The sequence below is a fragment of the Spirosoma oryzicola genome, assembly GCF_021233055.1.
Classification (GTDB): Bacteria; Bacteroidota; Bacteroidia; order Cytophagales; family Spirosomataceae; genus Spirosoma; species Spirosoma oryzicola.
Genome location: NZ_CP089547.1, coordinates 18,580 through 37,914 on the forward strand (window position 1 = coordinate 18,580; position 19,335 = coordinate 37,914).

Genomic DNA, 19,335 nt, shown 5'->3' on the forward strand with positions numbered 1-19,335 from the left:
GTAGAAGGAGGACTATCGATCGCTTTAATGTGACTCGCGTCTATACTCCTCCGACATATACTCTGGCGTACATCACATTATCCTAAGTCAGCAGTGACGAAGATACCGTGCGCGCTTACATCAATGGCTATCGGTACCGACTGCCTTCGGGAGCCGATCAGACCGTAAATTTTGACGGCAACACGGTAACCAGCGTAACGTTCTCGGTATGGGCTTTTCAGGGATATGGCTATGCAACGCCCGTTTTAACGTGTTGGTAAACGCAAATCAAAACGATGGATCTTATTCAAACGGTGGGTCTACGGACCAGGCCCCAGCAAACTAGAACCTGCGTCATTTACAACGGTGGGACAGGTGAAATCGACCACGTCCATACCGTCGTTACGATGGAAGGAACCCCTGTGCGCGATCAGCGCGAAATTGAAGCCGAAGCGATGACGCTAGCCCGCCAGCAGGGGGTTAAGTTAACGAAGCCTAAAACCCTTTCTGTGAATGAACTGCCCCGGTTCCGTCCCGAACGGCGGCTGAAGATTGACTTAGCCGAGCTCAAACTTATTGACGTTAATTAGCAGTGGTTATTCATCTGCCTTTTAGAGTTGAACCCGTTATTGACTAGCAAACCGGCATAGACTTACTTTTGCGGGTCTATTTCGCGTTGTGGGAAAGTTGATAGACGTAAACCAAACTGTGCTGTAACTTGGTCTAAAGATTCGTTACAACACAGTCTCATGACAGCCCTACCCCGTCCCATTCAGGAGCGATTTTATCAGACCATTACCGGTGATCGTTCCGTCGAGGATTTCGAGCAGTGGGTGTATGCTGACTCCGAGCTTGAAATGCTGTTAAAGCCTGACGATTACGTGGACTTGATTTCGCTTAACTACAAAACGAGGGAGGCTACGTACGAACTCAGTTGCCTGTTGAAAAAGCATATCGACTTAGGCACGTTAGAAACCGACAAGATGCTTGGCCGGTTACGCGAAGCCCAGCAGAAAACAGAACGGTTCCCCTGCCTTTTTTCGGGGCTGTACAATCTGTATGATAAGGGAGGATACATCTTCATAGCCGAAGTCGTGCACTGTTACTACCTTTTAGAGGCATTTCCAGAATCCTACAACGCCATCACTAACGAGTGGAAGGACTTAACGCAGCTGCAAAGAACAACAGTAGTAGAAAGTTTTTCTCCGAATCTCGAGACCGAACTTGAGTGGGTAATTGCCCGGCTTGAGAAAGGAAAAATCCAGCTAAGCGGTGAACGGGACGCGTGGGGTCAATACGGCTATATCGATTTGCGAGACCCGTCAGAATGCTGATTTAGGCCATGGATACGGAGTGTATAGATCAATCAGAACAAGTCATGCCCTTCCAGTTCCCTGTTTCTGATCGCAACAGCTTCGGTTAGATCTTAACGAATTGTACGATGACGGGAACCTGATCCGGTGTCGTAAAATAATAATCAATAGCTCCTCCTGTACCACACCGCAAACGCAGATATTCGCCATTGGTAGAACCTGGCTCAGGAAAGCCCAAGTCAATCCGGTAGCCGATGCAATTCACTGGCTGCTTACCAGCCAGCGTGGCGTCAATTTCCTGGCTAACCAGGACCCGCTCCAGGCTACGGTTGCCGTCCGGCGCATACGCGCCATTAGGGGACGCTTCCAGGTCAACCCTGACGGAGTCCTGGCTTACAGGGCTTAGTGTCAAGGTCATTGTTTTCCCCTGAATTGGATAATAGGCCGTTTCACCCGCTCTGGAGACATACCGGTCCGCCTTGTAGACGCCGGCAACCTGACTTGCTGGATGGGGAAAGTCAATGGCCTGCTGATGACAATTCAGTAAACCCGTGGCTACAGCAAGCAGAAAGTAACTCCGTAAGGCTATCTTGTTCATTAGGGAAGGTTGATTTATCACGAAACGAATACGGTTTACATTTAATATAGGCTCTTAAAAAAAGGTGAACGAGTTGTTAGTTGGCCGTAGTGAGTATGAGTAACCAAAAGCTGCCTTAGTCTAAAACCACATCTATAAACATCCGCTCGCTATGAAACAGGTCATCAATTGGGGTTACTTACCGCTGGGCTTAGCCTTTCTAAGTCTGAACACGTTTGCCCAGTCTGGATACCCCCCACCCTGCGAGGAAGCCAAACTGGTTAAGCTGGATACCGACCCCAACAGGCGTCAAATCCTGTTTAACTTCATTGGGGAGTGTGAACGCAACCAGTGGAAGAATGACAAAGGCATTGTTCTGTTGCGGGAATATCAGAATGAACAGGGTAGAACCTGCTGGCTGCTGTTGCCCGGCATTGACGATAGCTATAGGGATAATCCGCCCAGTCGGTTTGCATCCTTCAACGGTGATATCATCCTAGTTTTTGAGGCTGATTCACGGGGAAACCTCAAGCCAGCGGAAGGCGATAAAGACCTTCTGAACCAATGCCTGGAGCAAATTATCGGGGATCGGGTGTATACCCGTCCAACGATCAAGACGCGCTGGACGGATAACGTTATGCCCTTTACCAACCGTAAAATGAAAAGAGGAGCCTCGCGCATTTCGGGGGGCAATGGCGGGAGTGTACTTGTTATTTTTAATGCTGATGGTAGCTATCAGAAAGTACTGCCTATCTAGTGACTTTATTTTCGGATGCGTGTAGTTTTCTTAACCTGATGATCGATTCGTCGCTTAATCCGCTTGTCAAGGCTTTATGGTGGTTAATTCAGCTGCTTGGCCTAAGCTTGGTTTTACTCGTTGTTGGCTTAATTTGTCTGGACTCGCTGAGCGAGCCAGTGGATTCAGGTAAGCCACCGGTTCTGAGCTACGCAGATGAGCCAGTTAAGCCGATTGCCAGTCTGTCCCCAGGCGCAAAAAAGGGTAAGCTACTCTTCACGAACCATTGTCAACAATGCCATGAACTATCAACGGTGAAGGCTGTCGGTCCGGGCTTGCTGGGCGTTTCGGGACGAGTGCCTGATCAGGTATGGCTCCGGAAATGGATTCTTAATCCATCGGCTTTGCTTGATTCAGGAGATGCGTATGCTAAACAAATGGTAAAGAGCTATTCTCCGGTGGTAATGCCTGGCTTTCCGGCTCTTGGGGAAGATGATGTCAAATCCCTTGTTGACTACATTGATAGCTACGAAAGCGGGAGCACTAGTTTTGTACAGTGATCCTAACAAGAAAGACAGCTTAAGCGTATGTTCTATAATAGTATAGATTATATGTTTTCTAAAAATTTAGACTCAGCTTTGTTAATTTGTTCGCCAGAAAGAGGGGTTCATCAGTAGTAAAAAAGTGATGATAAGGGATGTTGTTTTAACGGGCTTTGGCCTCTGCCAGGTAGCCAACGAAGCCGCAGAACCAAGCCAGGATAGCCTTACTGACCATTTTCTTCGGAGTGATACGATTTCCTTTCTGGCTGAAACCGACACCATTCCACTCAAAAGAGGCTCGCGCTTCGGTATAGCCTATTCCCTAGAAGGAATCGAAGAGGATAATGCAGAGGTGTTTGTTGCCCGCATACGCCATCCATTACTGACCAATCCTACCACAGGGGAGTCATCTGCCGAAGTGACAGAAACCAAGGCTGGCTGTATTGGTGAATCAAACTTTGATTATTTCCACTTTGAGTATAGTTGGGAGCTAAAGCCGGGCAAATGGCTTTTTCAGGTAATTCAATCCGGCAGGGTACTGCTCGAAAAGGAGTTCAATCTATATAGCTAAAGAGGCTGGCAAGTCATAAACTGTGCCTTATCCCTTATCCAATCAGGTTATCAGTTACGTTGCGCAGTTTGACCGCCTGGTCGCGGTTTGGGTGAGCTGATCATTTCGCTGAACGCGGCATCAAGGCTTAACACCTACATCATCAAGTACTTGTCCTCGCTTTTCATTTTGTATTGCTTAAAATAGCCCAAATACTCCGGCGAGGTTTTAAGCTCGCCGGGATAACAAAGCTGTAGTACCACCTATGTGATTTTGAGAGCGATATCCACTAGTTTTGCTAGTGGAATGAACCGGTAATAAGGCGTATCAGACATCCGGCTTCCAGCGGCCTTTTCCGGGAGTGATCCTGTACCTGTAAACCAATCGGTTGCTGTATAACCCTTGTTTTCTTCTAAAAGAAAGAATCGACCTATGGCTCTATCGTTGCCCGTGCGACAATCGAGATGGGGTGAAGAGGATTGGGGAAGGGATACGAAATAGTACAACCCGTTCCTGGACTAGTGAGTGGTGGACACGCATCAATTCGATACGACCAATACGTTGAATCACGGTCCAGAAGCAGGTCATAGGCACTAACGCCCTTCCAGTCCAGGGTTATACTAAAGTGGCCCTGCGCATCCGTCCGCGTGTAATAGTCTCTTACGGTAGAACGGCTCGTGTAGCCATGGTTTTTATACCCTGTGAACTGCAAAGGGGCTCCCGGTAACGCTCGTCCGGTTGAATCCTGAAGGATGCCGTTTACGTCCAGGCTTCGTTTTGGATCACAGCAACTCAGTAGAAAGCCTACGGCAAAAAGAACAGAATAAAGCCAGAAAGTCTGGTGGCTATGTCTGATTCGTAGTGAAGTGTCTGGAGACATCGATGTTTGGATTGGACGGCTAATTTTATCGGGCTGGTAAATCTAAATCGCGCTCTTATCATCAGGTAATTTTGCCGAAGCGGACCGGGCGAATCATTTGTGGCCTGCCGTTGCGGTCGTTTGCGTCAGCCGTATAAAAAGCCTTCGTAGAAATAGATCCTGTTTCGAGACAACGTTATAAAGCCATACCAGTTAAACTGTTAAACCTTCGTTTGGTAAGGATTAGGAAATTTTCTCCAGGACGAGCATCCTGTCGATAGAGACCTGCCTCTCTGACTTTCTCTTTATATGCACCAGCACTCGATTATGAATCTTGTGAATGATGTAGTTACTCCACAGTTGCCAGTAAAAAGCCGGTTTGATGGTATGGCAGTACCAGGTCGTGCCCTCTAACAGCGTTTTCCCGTTTGGTAAGCGGGTTAGCTTGAATTGCCCTTGTCTGGAGACAAAGTAGTCGTGCAGGTGGGGAGCATCTACGTCCCAAAAACTCAGCTCTTTCATCGGTTGTGGCTGCTGGACTACCGCGAACCTGAGCAAGCGCGGTTGATCCCAGACGGTGATTGGCTCCACAAAACGTCCAGTTGTAAAATTACAGTATCGTACTGCTCCGACACCGGTTCCTTTAATGCTGGCATTGATGGGGTAAGCAATGCCCGTTTTAAAGATAAAATTATCGGGTTGGTCTAGCTGGGGAAAGGCAACCACATGGTTCCAAACCGTTTGGGCAGGTGCGTCAATCTGAATGGCGCTGACCACGGAGACCAAAGTGGGTTGACTGCTTCTTTCCGTGAACGCTACTGCTGGAATAAGGCCAACCAGTAAAAGGAAGGTTGTTGAGGCATGATTTGAGTTCTTGTTGATAAGTGCATACCCAATCAGGCTTCCGATCCAGTTAGGAAGAGCCCAAACGGGGCGGCCATGGCCACACAGATGATGCCTTCCATGGCGAATACTAAAAGTGCGGCTAAGAAAACCGCCAATGTCAAATAACCAATCTGCCAGGCATCTCGTCTGGTTATCTGCCGATTCAGCCCGTACAAAATCGTTGAGCCAGCCCCCATAAAAAGGGGCGTTAAAATGAATAAAGCGATGCCATACTGCCCTATGCCATAGATACCCCAACCGGTTAACAGACCGGCAATTAGAACCGTTATACTGATTGCTGTCCACCTCCGTTTACCAGGATCAGTTGGTAACAGTCGTTCTATTTGCACTTTCATGCTTCTTTATTCACTATCGAAGGGTGATTCTGCCAATCTAAATCTAGCGAATAGAGCGTTTCCATCATACGTTCAATTTTCACTAGCTGTACTGTTGAGTAGTAACCAAAGGCTGCTTTTTACCGCATTCGGCTTCATCCGTCAGCCATCCATCGCCTGCGCATGGCAAAAAAAGCCTGCCCTCAATGGAGAGCAGGCTTTCCGCCGCTCGGGCGGCCCCGTTCTATCCACACCAATTGATTCATCCGAAAATGAACCGATGATACGGCAAGATAGAACAAGAACCCATTCCTTACACAGGCCTCAGCGACAGGTGCCTGCTTTTGGTACATACTGGTCAAAATAGGCAACGAATTGGTCAGTTCTCTATCAGTCGAAACTTGGTAAAACCAGCGTTTAAAGCGAGATCACTAGTTTCTTACTTGTATACTCGTTACTTCAAAGGGTAACGGGGAGATGTTCATTGTTTCTAGCTGATCTGAAGTGAGAAAATAACCACTAACAGTCACCTGTAAGCTATCCTGCTGATAGGCTGTTGCTAAATTACAGCTTCCCCAAGGTGTTCGATTTGCCTCATCAACGCCAAGACTATAAGTAGGAACTATCAGAAAGCCAGTTTGGCCATTGCTTTGACTTCTTTGAATAATCATGGCAGGTCGATGCTGAATAAACTCCTGACGTCTAAGCGTGCCATAGGGGGACTGGCAAGGGGATGTTTCCAGTACTGTATCCTCCTTATGGCATCCTATGAGGGCGAGCATCAGAAAGGGCAGTATATGCTTAAGGCTCATGGTATTTTGTTTTAATCAAGACCCAGAAGCTCATCAATAGGTTGGAATCGAATAGTCTCTAATGATTACCCGAATTTAAAACGCAAATCTCTTTACGTCTCATGGGGTAGCCTTTTGTGAGAATTGATAAAAATGGTTATTTCGCAATCGGTTACACTTACCATCATAATAATTGTACTTTCCCAAGTCGAGTTGTATAATAATTCTTATGTTATGTGAAAATTCTCAGATCACACGCCCTGCACGAGCTCTGAAAATAGATGCAATTGTATATTGGAAAGGGGAAGAAGAAAGCCCTATATTATGTTAGCGGAATATCCGTAGATTGGTCTCATCAACTGCCAGTAAAGCACCTTTGAAGAAGGCTTCGGAATAATCACGATAGTTTATATACAACAGAGAAATGGCCTTCATTGTAGACCAGACTGCCGAACTGCTCTTTTTACAGAAAGCGTTAAGCTTTATCAAATTTCAAAGTGAAGACTATGAAGCTCGCTACTTGGCGGTATCACCTTACTCTGGTGATTTACTCAGACGGGTTACGACTGAGTTGAGTGACTATTACAAGGGTGTTCATCCTGACTACCAGCTCCAATTGGGCCGTATCGAGGCAGTCCCTCACTATCTGGCAGGTCTAAGAAGCCACCTGTCTCATATTGACAATTGGAGTACCTTAACGGAAGATGTACAAAAGGCGGTTATCTTGGATTTAGCAGCCCCTTTTACCATCGATTAGCAGACAGTTGATCAATTGCTGGGCAAGGTTTAGTTAACCTATAGCAGGTGGCTGTTGCAAAAGTAGATCAGGATATACTAAAACTGATCAGGTAGTGGTAGAGCGATCACCATACCACTTTGTTCAACGGGCGTAAAGCGTAGGTGCTTCTTCAGATTGTAGGCTATGGCCGCCACATCCATCACTTTAGCTGCGGCTTCTCGACTTCTCGTATTGATTTGGCCTAGGCCATAGTAGTTGATCAGACTGCCCAAGACAGGTTCGACTGTCGCGGATCGTATCCGCATCATGCGCTTGCCGAACCGACTCGATAACCGCTCCACCATTCGTTCGTATTGAGCTTTGTAGTAGGTATGAGGCAAGCGCTTTTCCTCGGCTTTTTTACCCTTACACGGCTCACTGAGAGGACAACTCTTACAATCGGATGCCTTAGCCAGATAACGTTTCTTGGGATTACCTTGCTTATCGATTAGTAGTCGATCAAAGGCCAATCGTTTACCCTGGCTACAGCTATAACTGTCACTAAGGGCATCGTAGGTAAAGTCTGACCGCTCGACCTTGTACGTACCATCAGGGGCAATAAACCCGTTCAATCCACTGATTTCCAACTGTTCATAATTCTCTCCGGAGCAATACCCTGCATCCGCCACTACCTTACTCACGGATACACCAAATCCGTTCAACCGGTCTGGAGTGGTATCGATAATCGCTAACAGATACCGGCTATCACGCCAGTCTGGATATGAGTAATTAGGAGATGGGCCGCCTCTACGCTCCCATTAGCCATATACGCTAACTGGCGAGGCTTCCCTGACTTAAAGCCAATGCGGGCGTCGGGATCAGTAGGACTATAATGGGTGAGATTGCTCAGGAGTTGACCGGATTTGTTAGGCGCGGCTTTGTGAATCTTGTTATGAAAGCGGTGGATATGTTTTAAGCGCTCCGCCGAAGTCGTTAGCCGAGGTGGGCTTGGTTTACCTAACGTAGAATTACCCTTAGACGACCCGATGGCAGGTTTTGGCTTGAGCCGACTCATGGATGCATTGGCTTTGATATAGGCCGAGTCAATCACCTGGGTATGGCCACTGACAAGTCCCTTTTGAATACATAGGCCGGCAATGTGAGTAAAGCACGTTTCAAAGACAGAGATTGGAATGCGTTGACGGGTGCGGCAGAGAGTGGTATGCCAGGGCAAAGATTGTTCTAGTGCATAGCCTAAAAACGCGCGGATGCCCAAGTGCAGGTTAGCCAGTTCCAGCAGCTTACGATCCGAAGTGATGTTTTCAAAAAGAGCCACCAAAAGGAGTTTGACAAACACCACTGGATCAAGGGATGGGCGCCCCATAGCGCTGTAGAAGGGCTCAAACAGCAGTCTGACAAAACTAAAGTCGACAGCCAGAAGCAGTTGCTGGTAGAAGTTGTGGGGTGGCACAAGTTTGACCAGCGACATATTCGATGGATGATAGCCTAGCATACGCTAACAACCTATCTATCCCTCAATGAGTTACTTTTGCAACAGCCACTGGCCTTATGTTAAGTACTACAGAATGGAAGACAAAAACAAGCGCTGTCTGACAGCGGTCAGACAAAAGGTGAGTTTAGTTAATAGCCGTTTTTTAAGCGATTCCCAGAAGCAGTATGTACAAAATGGCTAATCATATAAGACCACCTTACATGAAGTTTGCTTCGTCTCGTGTGGGAGCGTTTAAATGAGATACTCATATAGCTAAATCAATTTGCCCGCTTCCTCTACAACTGCTTTAATAAAGGCCGAGCAGACTGCCTTAGGAAGTTGATCGGTTGTGATCAGATTATGATCTACATGCTTAATTTGTCGTATTAAATGAACCGGATCAGCCGTGTTGAACACTTTTCTAAATTCCAACAATCGCTTAGAGAGCAGACCTGCCACTTCACTTTCTGAATAAAATATACCGATTGGGCAACTCAATTGCTGATAATAGACGGTAGGATTCAAGCTTAAATAGTGCTGCTCCCAACGAGATAGCACCTCATGCATCTGGCTATTTACTGCCGATTCGATATCTGTCTTTGTGATCTTAGCTCGTTGATCAACAGGCAGTCTATCGATCTCAAATCGAACGATGTACTCAGCAGCTACCCTTCTTTTTTCCAGTGGAGTAGAAGCAGGGCGACCTAAATAAAGCCGCATGTTAGTTAGATAGGAATTAATGGTATCGTCGGCTATACCTGTTTCTCGTAGCCGCTGCTCGGTGATTAGTAAAATGTCTTGGTAGCCAGGCAAGACCGGCCCATTGAGGGCGAGTAAACATCTGATTTTCGGAATTCTTGACGCGGCAATAGCGGCAATGGTTGCTCCTTCACTGTGCCCGATAACTCCAATTCGTCGTGCGTCAACCCCTTTATGGCCCTCTAAATACCTAAAAGCCGCCTGCGCATCGGAAGCCAATTCGGTAGTAGTAAACTCTTCAATTGGCTTACCTGGTGAGCGCCTTTAGACCGATTATCATAGCGTAACACAGCAAATCCCTTTTTGACCAGTTCGGTCGTCATTACTTGAAAGGGCTTAAGTCCCTCTACTTCCCCATCTCGATTGCTAGAGCCACTACCCAAGACAATAAGTAGCGCCGGATGAAGACCCGTTCCTGCAGACATCATGAGTGTGCCCGCTAATAGCTGATTACCGTTGGTAAACCTGACGCTTTGTTGAGTTTGGGCCCAACAAGGCCACGCTAACCATAACAGGAAAAGGATCATTCCAAACCGCATGTGTCATCAAATTCATGTTTATTGTGGGAAAATAGAACAAATCTATCAATCTCCCTAAACGCCCGAATTACAGACGCTACCTCGTCTCAGGTGGGAGCGATTTGTGAGCTAACTAGTGTTTTATTTCTCCTCGTCTGTATCGTCCTAAATCCCTCTATTAGTACGCAAATAGGCACTTTTCGGAAAGAAAGAACGACATCAGGATAGCTCACTCTATTCCCTCCAGCTTAACAAGCTCTACTCTTTAGCCCTAAAATCAACCAGGTAAGGCTTCAGTCGATCGCCATGCTCATTCCGGAAACTTGGACCGATCAACAACTGATAACGCTGATTGGGCGTCACCTCAAGTTCGAAGGAGAAAGACATCCTGTCGTCCGAAAAGCCCAGTATCTTTTTTACTTTAGGCATGCTGGCCATCTTTAAATCCCCTTTACCAAAACCGTAGTAGCGGGTGTCCATCTGCTGGGAAAAGTGGAGGATAATCACCGGCCTACTCATACTAACTACTTGCGAGCCATTCTCAAAGGGGGCCATGCCAATTACGCTGGGTCGGTAGTCGTTGAAATTCCAGACCGACGGCTGACTATTTTCGGCAAGGGTTCCTGTTAACAGATCCACCTCGATATAACTATCGCTGAAAACCCTCTGTGTCGCCTTCACATAGTCCGAGGCCTTCGCTTGGTAGGGGTTGCGCACGAATGTTTGGGGGTTGCGCGCAAATAAAGGAAAGGCCGTACTTTGAACCTGAATCATGATCCGATGGCCTTTTTTAAAGGTATGTAACACATCCTGCAACGGAAAGCGAACGGCTGTTTTCTGACCAGGACGAAGTGGCTGGGGGGTTTCAAAGCTATTGCGAAACCGGGCGGGCATTATTTCCGAACGAACCATCTGCCAGTAATTGCTCAGAGTGACGTTTTTGTTAGGCATATAGGCATGATTCGGTTCATCCAGGGGATAAACGTCGATCAGCTTGACAAAAAAATCAGCATCCGTACCCGTACTGGCGATGTTGAGAGACGCCTTAATCTCACCTCCCAGGGTTACATCGTCCGCTAAAACTCCAGTTTGAAATAGCAGTACATCGGGTCGACGGCCGGCAAAACGCTGATCTTCGCTCATGTAGCTGTAGGGCGTAAAGTTCATCGTCGACGTTAAATCCTCGGTGTGGGGAACGGGTTTGAGGGGATCGCTGAGGTAAGACAGAGAATGAATCTTTTGGGGTGGTTGCCTATCCAACCTACCCGATGCATTTAGGTAAAGCCTTTGCTTGTGAATACTGGCCGCAGGCCATTGATCAAACCGACTCCATTTTTTTAGCCCCGTATCGAACATATACGCTTCGGGTAAACCCGTAGTCGTACCTATGCCTTTTAAAAAATGGCGAAAGAATTTGGCTTCAATCTCATTCATATAGAAGCTGGCCAGGCTATCGCCAAAATAAAGGTTACTGTGCAAGGTATGGCCCGTCTCATGGGCCCATCCCCCGTGCCCAAACGGCCCCATGACTAGCGTATTGTAGGTACCGGGGCTCTTCTTCTCAATCGTCTTGTAGAGATTTAGTGGTCCCGATAGGTCTTCGGCATCAAACCAACCTCCTACGGTCATGACGGCTGTTTTTAGATCGGGCTGATAGTGCTGTAGTATGGCTCTCTTCTTCCAGAAGTCGTCATAATTGGGATGATTCACCGTTTGCTGCCACAAGACGTTCTCTTTGTAGTAGGTGTCAGCAAACGTCAGCGGACCTTGATCGAGGTAGAGTTGGTAGCCATCCCGGACCACTTTAACCGTATTGACCGGCTGACTATCGTACCAAGCCAAGGTAGTGGTGTCTTTCTTTGGGACGCCAAACCAGGGAAAAAGTAAAAAATAACTTTGCAAGAAGGTCCCGTTATGGTGAAAGTCATCGAAAAAGAAGTCCGAAATAGGGGCCTGCGGGCTGGATGCTTTCAGAGCAGGATGGTTGCTGAGCAAACCCGCTGCTGTATAAAAGCCGGGGTAGGACATGCCCCATTGGCCTACATGGCCATTGTTGTTGGGTACATTCCTGACTAACCAATCAATGGTGTCGAATGTATCGGAGCTTTCGTCTACGTCAGCACTGCTCTTGTGAACGGTTATGGGCGTCAGGTTGGTGAACTGCCCTTCACTCTTGTAGCGACCCCGAACGTCCTGATAAACAAAAATATAACCCTCCTGCATCATGGTCGTCGATGGGCCTAATCGTTGGGGATAATTATGCCTTCCGTATGGAGCAATGCTGTAGCAGGTCCGCTGTAATAGGATTGGATAGGGCCGGGCTAGCGTTGCTTGTTTTGGGGTGTAAATAGCGGTAAATAGCTTCACGCCATCCCGCATGGTAATGTAGGTTTCGGCTTTGATGTAGTTTTCCTTAACGTCATAGGTTGGCTGCGCGCTTAGATGGTGCCGGCCAAGGAGGAGCCCAACCATGAGCAATTGAGTAACCGTGAGCTTCATAACTGATTCATCTGGAGTCTATCGGGTTAGCAACTAGGAGTGATCTATGATTAGTTGCTCTAACCAAAGAGTAGGTAATAGCGAGCTGCGCTGCATCCGTAGCGAATATTTGCAGGCTCTAAGGTGCTTCTAAGCCAAGAATTATAGCTTTATGGTCATATAACTGTGTCTCTTGTCCGTATTTTAAAACGCCCATTTAAGGAGCAGTTGCATGATCAATTCATTGTCTCTGTCGGGAGCTCATTTATAAACGTTTCCTCGTATCAAGGAGGAGCGTTATTTAAGAATTTCTTTTTGCAATCACTTCGTACTATTTCTGTATCTGTCCTACTTTACTAGTAATACCCAGTGCTGATGCAATATAGCCTGACTCACCGTATGTTTAAAAAAGTAGCACTCACACTGATCTTCCTTGTTGTTGCACCGGCTGTTCATTCTCAGCAGTTTAACTTTCAACCTTGCTATGCCTTTTGGAAACTGACCGATCGGTTAAGAGAGGGCATAAAGTTGACACCGGAAGACTGGCAACAATTGAAAGAAACCGACGGATATAAGCGCGTAAATAACACTGCCTGGAATCAATTTATCCAACAAGTTACGTTAGTCTACTCCCCTGGAAACCAGGAGCGCATTCAGCAACAGATCAAAACGGATCGTTCGCTACATCGGATCATCTGCTACGAAAAGGAAGAGCTCAACTTAAAGAACTACATTGCCAGGATTGACCAACTGCATTTGATGGATAGTGCGATGGCCTATACCAAACGAATGCTACCCTAAAAATGGAAGAACTGCTTCCCGACTCCCAGGGTCGATTTTATCTTATACAATTACGATGGCAGTGCCCGTGAATACGGTATCACAATGGACCTATTAATGGCATACGATATGGAGACCTATCGACCTGGTGCGTTTCTGGGTCATGAACTGTTCCATTACGCTCTATTCTACTGTCGCATAAAACTTCGCCATTTCAAATCGGTACCCCAAGACCAGTAGGCGGCCTTCGTGGCGATTAATGGCATTAGTGAAGAGGGAATTGCCGATTTGATTGACAAACCGTTTGTCCTATTTGATAAGCAATCACCTTATCGAGAGAAAGAGGCATTTTTGACTCTTTACGAAACGCAGTCTAGTTCATGTATTGCGAAACTTAATCAAGCCTTTGAGCAATTAGCGGATCGGGCGGGTGAGCCTTACACAAGTTTTTCATATTGGAACTCAATCGTTCTGGCTACGGGTCATGTGCCTGGGATGTTTATGGGTAGACTGATTCAGCAACAGGGCTTAACCAATGAACTGATTCATCATATCGAGAACCCATTTGCGTTCTTTTATTTATATAATAAGGCTGCCCGGAAAGACCTAACGGGTGTACCAGCGTTTTCCTCCAAGGCGCTGCGTTTTCTTAAATCAATGGATAAAAGGCATTACTAGAGCGAGGAGTAAAATGGGGTTAAGGGTGGAACTCGACTTGCTTGGTTAGAAGAGCCGACCAGTTTATTCTATGGGGTCATTGTCATGTTCATTACCCAGTTTATAGAGATCATCTAGTTTCACTTAAGAGGGATTTTTGAGATTCCATTAAACTCACTCTTTTAAGATTACTTGACTATATCTTTTTCATCCTGCTGCGCTTCTAGCTGGGTAAGCTGGGTTAACGCTTGCTCATATAGATCACTCATCGACTCAACCGCCCGCTGCTGGCGATCTAAATGAAAAGAATAGCTCTCCACTTAGGCTGACTGTACATCAGGGGCGGTTTGTAAGCCCACCGACCGCTGATAATTCAGGTCAAGCTAATGCTGCATCAGCTTGACCTAATCCAAATGAAGTTCAATCCCTAGACATGATCCCGAAGCCAGTGTAGTTCCATTGCTGCTGAGTTTGTTTAGTAAGCGGATGCTTGATGATTAAACTCATTTCCTAAGGCTTCGCTCTGGCAAGCAGGCTGAGCCTACTGATCAGGGACAACTTCGCTTAGTAACTTACGAAGCTGTGGCAAATTAAGCGGCTTGATCAGATATGCCGCAAAACCAGCCTGCTCGGTTCGTGCCTGGAATGACAGGGGACTATAGCCCGTTAGGGCCACGATTGGCAGGGACTGACCCCAGGACTGCTCCCGCAAGCGCCGACTCACCTCAAAGCCATCCAGATGGGGCAAGCCCAGATCCAACAGGATGACATCTGGCCGCCACTGCTCAGCCATCACAAGCCCATCCGTTCCGCTGTAACTGACACGGGCTTCATACCCGCTTAACGCCACCAACCGGGCTGTCATATCAGCCAATGTCTGATTATCCTCGATCACCAGTACCCGTCCCTTGCCGGTAGCCGTATTGAATACCGGCAAGTGGGGCAATTCTAACGCGGCCGATTCCGGTTTTAGCGGCAAGCGAACCAGGAATTCACTGCCTTCTCCGACGCCTGGGCTGTGCACTTCAATGCTACCTTCATGCAACACAACCAGTTGTTTCACCACGGCTAAACCTAAGCCCAGTCCACCCCTGGGCCGGTCCAGGGTGGTTTCGCCCTGCACAAAAATGTCAAAGATGGTTGCCTGACGGTCAAGGGCAATGCCAATACCGTCATCCTTAACTCGTAATAGGGCCTGCTTTTGCTGAGCCTCGTCCTTTTCCAATTGAAGACTGACCCAGACATGCCCCTCTTGATTAGTATACCTGAGCCCATTGGTCAGTAGATTCATCACCACCTGCACCAGCCGCGTCTCATCACCCAGCATCGGCAGCGCGTAAGGGGGTAAGGATACGCTTAACTGCCGACGCTGCTGGCTATAAAATGGCTTAACTGTCTCGACCGTTTGCCGCATAAGGGTCACCAGATCGAGAGGCTTACTGTGGAGCTGGATCAGCCCATAGCGGATGCGGCCTACATCCAACAGATCATCGACCATGCGGCTCATGTGGCCCACCTGCTGGCTCATCTGCCCGACGGCCTGCGGATAGGACAGGTTCTCATCGGTGCCTCTGGTTAACTGGAGGACTAACAAGGTGTTGGCCAGCGAAGCCAGGGGATTGCGTAGTTCATGGGCCAGCATAGCCATAAACTCATCTTTGCGCCGGTATTCTTCCCCGAGTGCTTCTTCGGCCCGGGCTCGTTCGACCGCGGCCCAGGTGCGCTCCGCAATTTCTTCCAGCAGGCCCACGTCGGCCTCGTTCCAGGAACGACTCGGAGCATCCTCCACAAAGAACGAGCCGACCCACTGGCCTTCTTTGAGCCGGGGAACCCAGATGCGGGAACCCCTATCCCCGGCTCGTTTAGAGGGCGCTTCTGGGGGCGGGTTTTGGCTATCCTTACCCGCATCATCTACCACCGTTTGTCCCGAACGTAACCGGCGGATAAGCTCACCGCTCCAGCTGGAAAGCGGGTAGGCATCTTGCCGGCTTGGCATCCCTGTCTTAGTCCAGTCCCGGCTGATCACCAACTGGTTGTACGGCGGGGGAAGCTCGGCAAACCCGCAGCGATCCACCTCGTAATGCCGCCCAATCAGCTCGCTCACCGTGGTCATGATGTCCCCCGAAGCAGTTAAGGGTCGGATGGCATCGGCTAGCTTAAGCAGCAGAGCCTGCCGTTTTTGCTGCTGCTTGCGCTCGGTGGTATTGCTAAACAGCACACCCACCCGCCGGCTGGCCGGTGAGCCCAAGGCAAAGACGTACACCTCAAACCAGCGGCTCAGCACCGGCGAATAAGCCTCGAAGCTGACCGTCTCGCCCGTGGCGGCTACATGGCCATAGCCTTCGTACCAGGCCTCCTCCAGGCCGGGTATGAGCTGGCGCGTCGTCTGACTAAGCACGTCGGCGCGGGCCAGACCCGTCAGCTGCTCAAACCGGGGGTTGACTTCCAGCCACTGGTAGTCCATGGGTTGCCCAGCCTGCTGGTCGGCGGGTAAGATCTGACCGATGCCAAAGCCCTGTTCCATGGTTTCGAACAGGGTGCGGTACGTCACCTCCGACACCTGCTGAGCTTCTTCGGCCCGTTTGCGGTCGGTGATATTGGTGAACAGGACAGCGATTTGAGCCGACTGCTGACTGATAGGGAAAACGTTGGCCTCGATCCATCGGTCGAGTGGGGCGACATAGGTCTGAAACTGAGTAGACTGCCCGGTTCGGGCCACCTGCTCATAGAGGGTTATGATGCGTTCGTCGAGTTGGGGAACGACTTGCCGACTGGTTTTGCCGATTACGTTTGTTAAGCCCGTGTGCTTTTCGAAGGCAGGATTGACCATCTGATAGCGAAAATCCGAGGGTTCATTGACCGGGGTATCGACTTTTTCCAGGAAGCAGAAGCCCTGGTCCATGTTGGCAAAGGCAGCGGCATAGGCGGACGCGAATGGATCAAGCGACGCGTTTTGTTGCGGATCGGTTGTTGCCATAGCTGATAACTAAGGGTATGTCTATAAGCCGAAAGGTATTCACAAAGTTAAGCCATCGTCTGCTTGTTTAAGAATGGATCAAGCTTGTATAAGCTGATTGGCAGTTGCAGAGCCATAGCACTGGGCCAAAACGCCCTTTTCAACTTTCTGGTATCAGGGGTAAATTTGGCCAACTAGAGCGCATGAATTAAATCGAATCAACCGCTACTGAACTTTTGCAACGGCGTGGCTGATCTTAGCCACCTACGTTCGGTTGAGTATTACAAAATGAGAGAAAAAACAAGTGCTATCCTAGGGCTGTCAGACAACAGGCGAGTTCAGTAAGTTGCCGTTTTTTGAAGCAATGCCCCGAAGCAGTATTTCACAAAATGCCCCCTTTTTGACGCTTTTTTTGACGACGACTTCCACTGTTGTTTCACGGATGACTATTGCCGGGTAGACGCCGTTGCCTCACCGTTTATGGAAAAGCGACAGGCTAACCGTTGATTGATAACCAACCCATCAATGAATGAACGCTAAACTGCCGCCCCCATCAACCCCGGCCAAATTAGATATGCTTCTGGTTGAGGATAATGCCGATCAATGGTTCATGACTCAATCTGTATTGAACCGTGAATTTCCCCAGATTCAACCTGTCTGGCTGGATAAAGCAGGCCACCTGCTTTCTTATCTGGAAACCACCGGCCAGGATCTGCACGAGCTTCCTGCCCTGATCCTGTTGGACTTGTATGTGCACGACGCTCAGACGGGCTTTAGTCTGCTTCATATCCTGAAAACCCATCACCTTTATAAGAAAATACCGACAATCGTGCTTAGCCAATCCAGAGCGATCGATGATGTAGTACGCTCCTATCAACTCGGCAGCAATGGCTATACGAACAAACCCGCTACGTATGAGGGCTGGGTTGAGCTGTTTCTGGGCTTAGGTCGCTACTGGTGGAACACAGGTAGTGAGTCCCAATAGTAAATCCTGTTCATAACCACGCCTGGGCTTCTATCCGGTACGGGTCAGTGTTCGATCTTGTGACTATTGTCAGAGGTAAGCCAGAGGATTGCGCTGCGAGGAGCGCTTATCTTGCCACACAAGCGCTCCTCGGCTTGACACGGCGGGCCATCGATGCCGGGTATCCAGAAGTCAGGCGGGGTTGAGTGGCAAGATCGGTTACAGCGGGGGATTCATTCTCTCACCCAATGTCCATTGCTCTGTAAAACAACGCTTATGGTCCGCATTGCTCAGTTATACATCTATCCAATCAAGTCACTAGGTAGTATTAGCCTCACGCAGGCCGTTGTGGAAGAAAAGGGATTTCGCTATGACTAGCGTTTTATGCTGGTCACCCCAGACGGCTGCTGTCTAACCCAGCATCGTAACCACCAGATGGCCCTGTTGGACGTAGCTATTGAAGACCACCACCATCTGCGGGTCTGGCATCGACACCGCCCGGCGGATACGTTGGAGCTATCCCTAACCCTGGAATCAACGCCCGATGATCCGACCATTTGGGTTCAGCTATGGGATAGTAAGCGCCTAGCCGCTACGCGAGTCAGTCCTGATGCCGACCGCTGGTTTAGCCGAACACTAAACCAGCCCTGCTCCTTAGTGATGATGCCTGCTTCGACGCACCGAGCCGTTGATCCGGCCTACGCCCGATACGAAGAGACCCTCCGCTTTGCCGACGTCTATCCCTATTTGCTGATTGGCCAGGCCTCGCTGGATGATCTCAACCAGCGTTCAGGCCAGCCCCTAGCGATGTTGCGGTTTCGTCCTAACATCGTTGTGAGCGGCAGTGAGCCCTATGAAGAGGAAACATGGGATCGGTTTAGGATCGGTCATCAGTGGTTTTATGGCGGAGAGTCCTGTGGGCGCTGTATGATCACTACCCTTGATCCGGCGACGGGCCAAACAGGACCAGAGCCCCTACGAACGCTGGCTCGCTACCGGCATCAAGGCAACAAGCTTGTGTTTGGCCAGTATGTGCTGGCCGAGTCTCAACCCAGCCCTGCCATCACGGGGTCGGTTGAGACCCCGGTTATGCTACAAGTGGGGCAGTCGATTGAGGGCCTCAGCCAGCGGGTAGTAGCCCATCCACAGTCGTAGGACTAGCCGTAAGTCAGGATGAAACCGCACAAGTTTATACTTGTAGGGACGTAGCCGCATTCGGTTACGGCGTCGATGGGGCAACCAATTATTCCGCAAACCAACTTTGACTCTTCTGTAAAATGTTACTAGTTGATCGATAAGGCGAGTTGTATTATGGCCAGACCACTCCCTCAGTACGTAGCCTTCATTCTTCACTGCAAGGAATAACTGGGCAGGAATAGGCTGGGCAGGATGATCTTGTGCATCTTTGCGGAACCGCTTTGTTTGGGTTTGCACACCACCTATTCA

General features: G+C 48.7%; 19 protein-coding genes and 3 pseudogenes. 12 read left to right on the forward strand and 10 right to left on the reverse strand.

Features of this window, described 5'->3' with window-relative positions; translation table 11 throughout:
• The first annotated feature begins 107 nt into the window (after positions 1-107).
• The 3 genes from LQ777_RS30305 to LQ777_RS30315 all read left to right on the forward strand — a co-directional run bounded on the left by LQ777_RS30305 (position 108) and on the right by LQ777_RS30315 (position 1,313).
• A complete protein-coding gene (locus LQ777_RS30305; protein ID WP_232564151.1) occupies positions 108-260 on the forward strand; it encodes a hypothetical protein in 153 nt (50 codons plus the stop codon).
• Positions 261-275: 15 nt separating this feature from the next.
• Positions 276-569: a hypothetical protein gene (locus LQ777_RS30310; RefSeq protein ID WP_232564152.1), complete on the forward strand. Its 294-nt coding sequence runs from the start codon at positions 276-278 to the stop codon at positions 567-569.
• A gap of 159 nt (positions 570-728) precedes the next feature.
• Positions 729-1,313 carry a hypothetical protein gene (locus tag LQ777_RS30315; RefSeq protein WP_232564153.1) on the forward strand — a complete coding sequence of 195 codons (585 nt, stop codon included), beginning with the start codon at positions 729-731 and terminating at the stop codon, positions 1,311-1,313.
• A gap of 85 nt (positions 1,314-1,398) precedes the next feature.
• Here LQ777_RS30315 and LQ777_RS30320 read toward each other — a convergent pair whose 3' ends face one another.
• Positions 1,399-1,890, reverse strand: coding sequence for a hypothetical protein (locus LQ777_RS30320; RefSeq protein ID WP_232564154.1), 492 nt, complete (start codon positions 1,888-1,890; stop codon positions 1,399-1,401).
• A gap of 151 nt (positions 1,891-2,041) precedes the next feature.
• Between LQ777_RS30320 and LQ777_RS30325 the strand changes: the two genes are divergently transcribed.
• From LQ777_RS30325 to LQ777_RS30335, 3 genes are all read left to right on the forward strand, one after another.
• A complete protein-coding gene (locus LQ777_RS30325; RefSeq protein WP_232564155.1) occupies positions 2,042-2,626 on the forward strand; it encodes a hypothetical protein in 585 nt (194 codons plus the stop codon).
• The gene (locus LQ777_RS30330) at positions 2,626-3,165 is read left to right on the forward strand and encodes a c-type cytochrome (protein WP_232564156.1); all 540 of its coding nucleotides are present in this window, start codon (positions 2,626-2,628) and stop codon (positions 3,163-3,165) included. The genes LQ777_RS30325 and LQ777_RS30330 overlap by 1 nt, the downstream gene beginning before the upstream one ends.
• Before the next feature lie 127 nt (positions 3,166-3,292).
• Entirely contained in the window at positions 3,293-3,718 is a 426-nt protein-coding gene (locus LQ777_RS30335) for a DUF3859 domain-containing protein (RefSeq protein WP_232564167.1), read from the forward strand.
• Between the two features lie 409 nt (positions 3,719-4,127).
• On the opposite strand, the gene LQ777_RS30340 is transcribed toward LQ777_RS30335, so the two are convergent.
• From LQ777_RS30340 to LQ777_RS30355, 4 genes are all read right to left on the reverse strand, one after another.
• Positions 4,128-4,577 carry a DUF4198 domain-containing protein gene (locus LQ777_RS30340; RefSeq protein ID WP_232564157.1) on the reverse strand — a complete coding sequence of 150 codons (450 nt, stop codon included), beginning with the start codon at positions 4,575-4,577 and terminating at the stop codon, positions 4,128-4,130.
• A 222-nt stretch (positions 4,578-4,799) separates the two neighbouring features.
• Positions 4,800-5,333 carry an SRPBCC family protein gene (locus LQ777_RS30345; RefSeq protein WP_232564158.1) on the reverse strand — a complete coding sequence of 178 codons (534 nt, stop codon included), beginning with the start codon at positions 5,331-5,333 and terminating at the stop codon, positions 4,800-4,802.
• A 119-nt stretch (positions 5,334-5,452) separates the two neighbouring features.
• Positions 5,453-5,797 carry a hypothetical protein gene (locus tag LQ777_RS30350; protein WP_232564159.1) on the reverse strand — a complete coding sequence of 115 codons (345 nt, stop codon included), beginning with the start codon at positions 5,795-5,797 and terminating at the stop codon, positions 5,453-5,455.
• A gap of 410 nt (positions 5,798-6,207) precedes the next feature.
• Entirely contained in the window at positions 6,208-6,447 is a 240-nt protein-coding gene (locus tag LQ777_RS30355) for a hypothetical protein (protein ID WP_232564160.1), read from the reverse strand.
• Positions 6,448-6,991: 544 nt separating this feature from the next.
• Here LQ777_RS30355 and LQ777_RS30360 point away from each other — a divergent pair.
• The gene (locus LQ777_RS30360) at positions 6,992-7,324 is read left to right on the forward strand and encodes a hypothetical protein (RefSeq protein ID WP_232564161.1); all 333 of its coding nucleotides are present in this window, start codon (positions 6,992-6,994) and stop codon (positions 7,322-7,324) included.
• Positions 7,325-7,401: 77 nt separating this feature from the next.
• On the opposite strand, the gene LQ777_RS30365 is transcribed toward LQ777_RS30360, so the two are convergent.
• The 4 genes and pseudogenes from LQ777_RS30365 to LQ777_RS30380 form a co-directional block, all read right to left on the reverse strand.
• Positions 7,402-8,007: a transposase gene (locus tag LQ777_RS30365; protein ID WP_232564162.1), complete on the reverse strand. Its 606-nt coding sequence runs from the start codon at positions 8,005-8,007 to the stop codon at positions 7,402-7,404.
• 26 nt (positions 8,008-8,033) lie between these two features.
• The gene (locus LQ777_RS30370; RefSeq protein ID WP_232564163.1) at positions 8,034-8,774 is read right to left on the reverse strand and encodes a transposase; all 741 of its coding nucleotides are present in this window, start codon (positions 8,772-8,774) and stop codon (positions 8,034-8,036) included.
• Between the two features lie 276 nt (positions 8,775-9,050).
• Positions 9,051-9,755 carry an acyl-CoA thioester hydrolase/BAAT C-terminal domain-containing protein gene (locus LQ777_RS30375; RefSeq protein WP_232564164.1) on the reverse strand — a complete coding sequence of 235 codons (705 nt, stop codon included), beginning with the start codon at positions 9,753-9,755 and terminating at the stop codon, positions 9,051-9,053.
• A gap of 926 nt (positions 9,756-10,681) precedes the next feature.
• Positions 10,682-12,526 (reverse strand): annotated as a pseudogene (locus tag LQ777_RS30380) (CocE/NonD family hydrolase); the annotation flags it as partial.
• A 405-nt stretch (positions 12,527-12,931) separates the two neighbouring features.
• On the opposite strand from LQ777_RS30380, the gene LQ777_RS30385 reads away from it, so the two are divergent.
• Together LQ777_RS30385 and LQ777_RS30390 are read left to right on the forward strand one after the other, a co-directional pair.
• Positions 12,932-13,333, forward strand: coding sequence for a hypothetical protein (locus LQ777_RS30385; RefSeq protein ID WP_232564113.1), 402 nt, complete (start codon positions 12,932-12,934; stop codon positions 13,331-13,333).
• Positions 13,334-13,363: 30 nt separating this feature from the next.
• Positions 13,364-13,990: pseudogene (locus LQ777_RS30390) on the forward strand (DUF5700 domain-containing putative Zn-dependent protease); the annotation flags it as partial.
• A gap of 520 nt (positions 13,991-14,510) precedes the next feature.
• On the opposite strand, the gene LQ777_RS30395 reads toward LQ777_RS30390, so the two are convergent.
• A complete protein-coding gene (locus tag LQ777_RS30395; protein ID WP_232564114.1) occupies positions 14,511-16,946 on the reverse strand; it encodes a hybrid sensor histidine kinase/response regulator in 2,436 nt (811 codons plus the stop codon).
• A gap of 508 nt (positions 16,947-17,454) precedes the next feature.
• Between LQ777_RS30395 and LQ777_RS30400 the strand changes: the two genes are divergently transcribed.
• The 3 genes and pseudogenes from LQ777_RS30400 (at position 17,455) to LQ777_RS30635 (ending at position 19,044) form a co-directional block, all read left to right on the forward strand.
• Positions 17,455-17,910: a response regulator gene (locus LQ777_RS30400; RefSeq protein WP_232564115.1), complete on the forward strand. Its 456-nt coding sequence runs from the start codon at positions 17,455-17,457 to the stop codon at positions 17,908-17,910.
• A 255-nt stretch (positions 17,911-18,165) separates the two neighbouring features.
• Positions 18,166-18,522, forward strand: a pseudogene (locus LQ777_RS30630) (MOSC N-terminal beta barrel domain-containing protein); the annotation flags it as partial.
• A 30-nt stretch (positions 18,523-18,552) separates the two neighbouring features.
• Entirely contained in the window at positions 18,553-19,044 is a 492-nt protein-coding gene (locus LQ777_RS30635; protein WP_341871398.1) for an MOSC domain-containing protein, read from the forward strand.
• Positions 19,045-19,335: the final 291 nt, after the last annotated feature.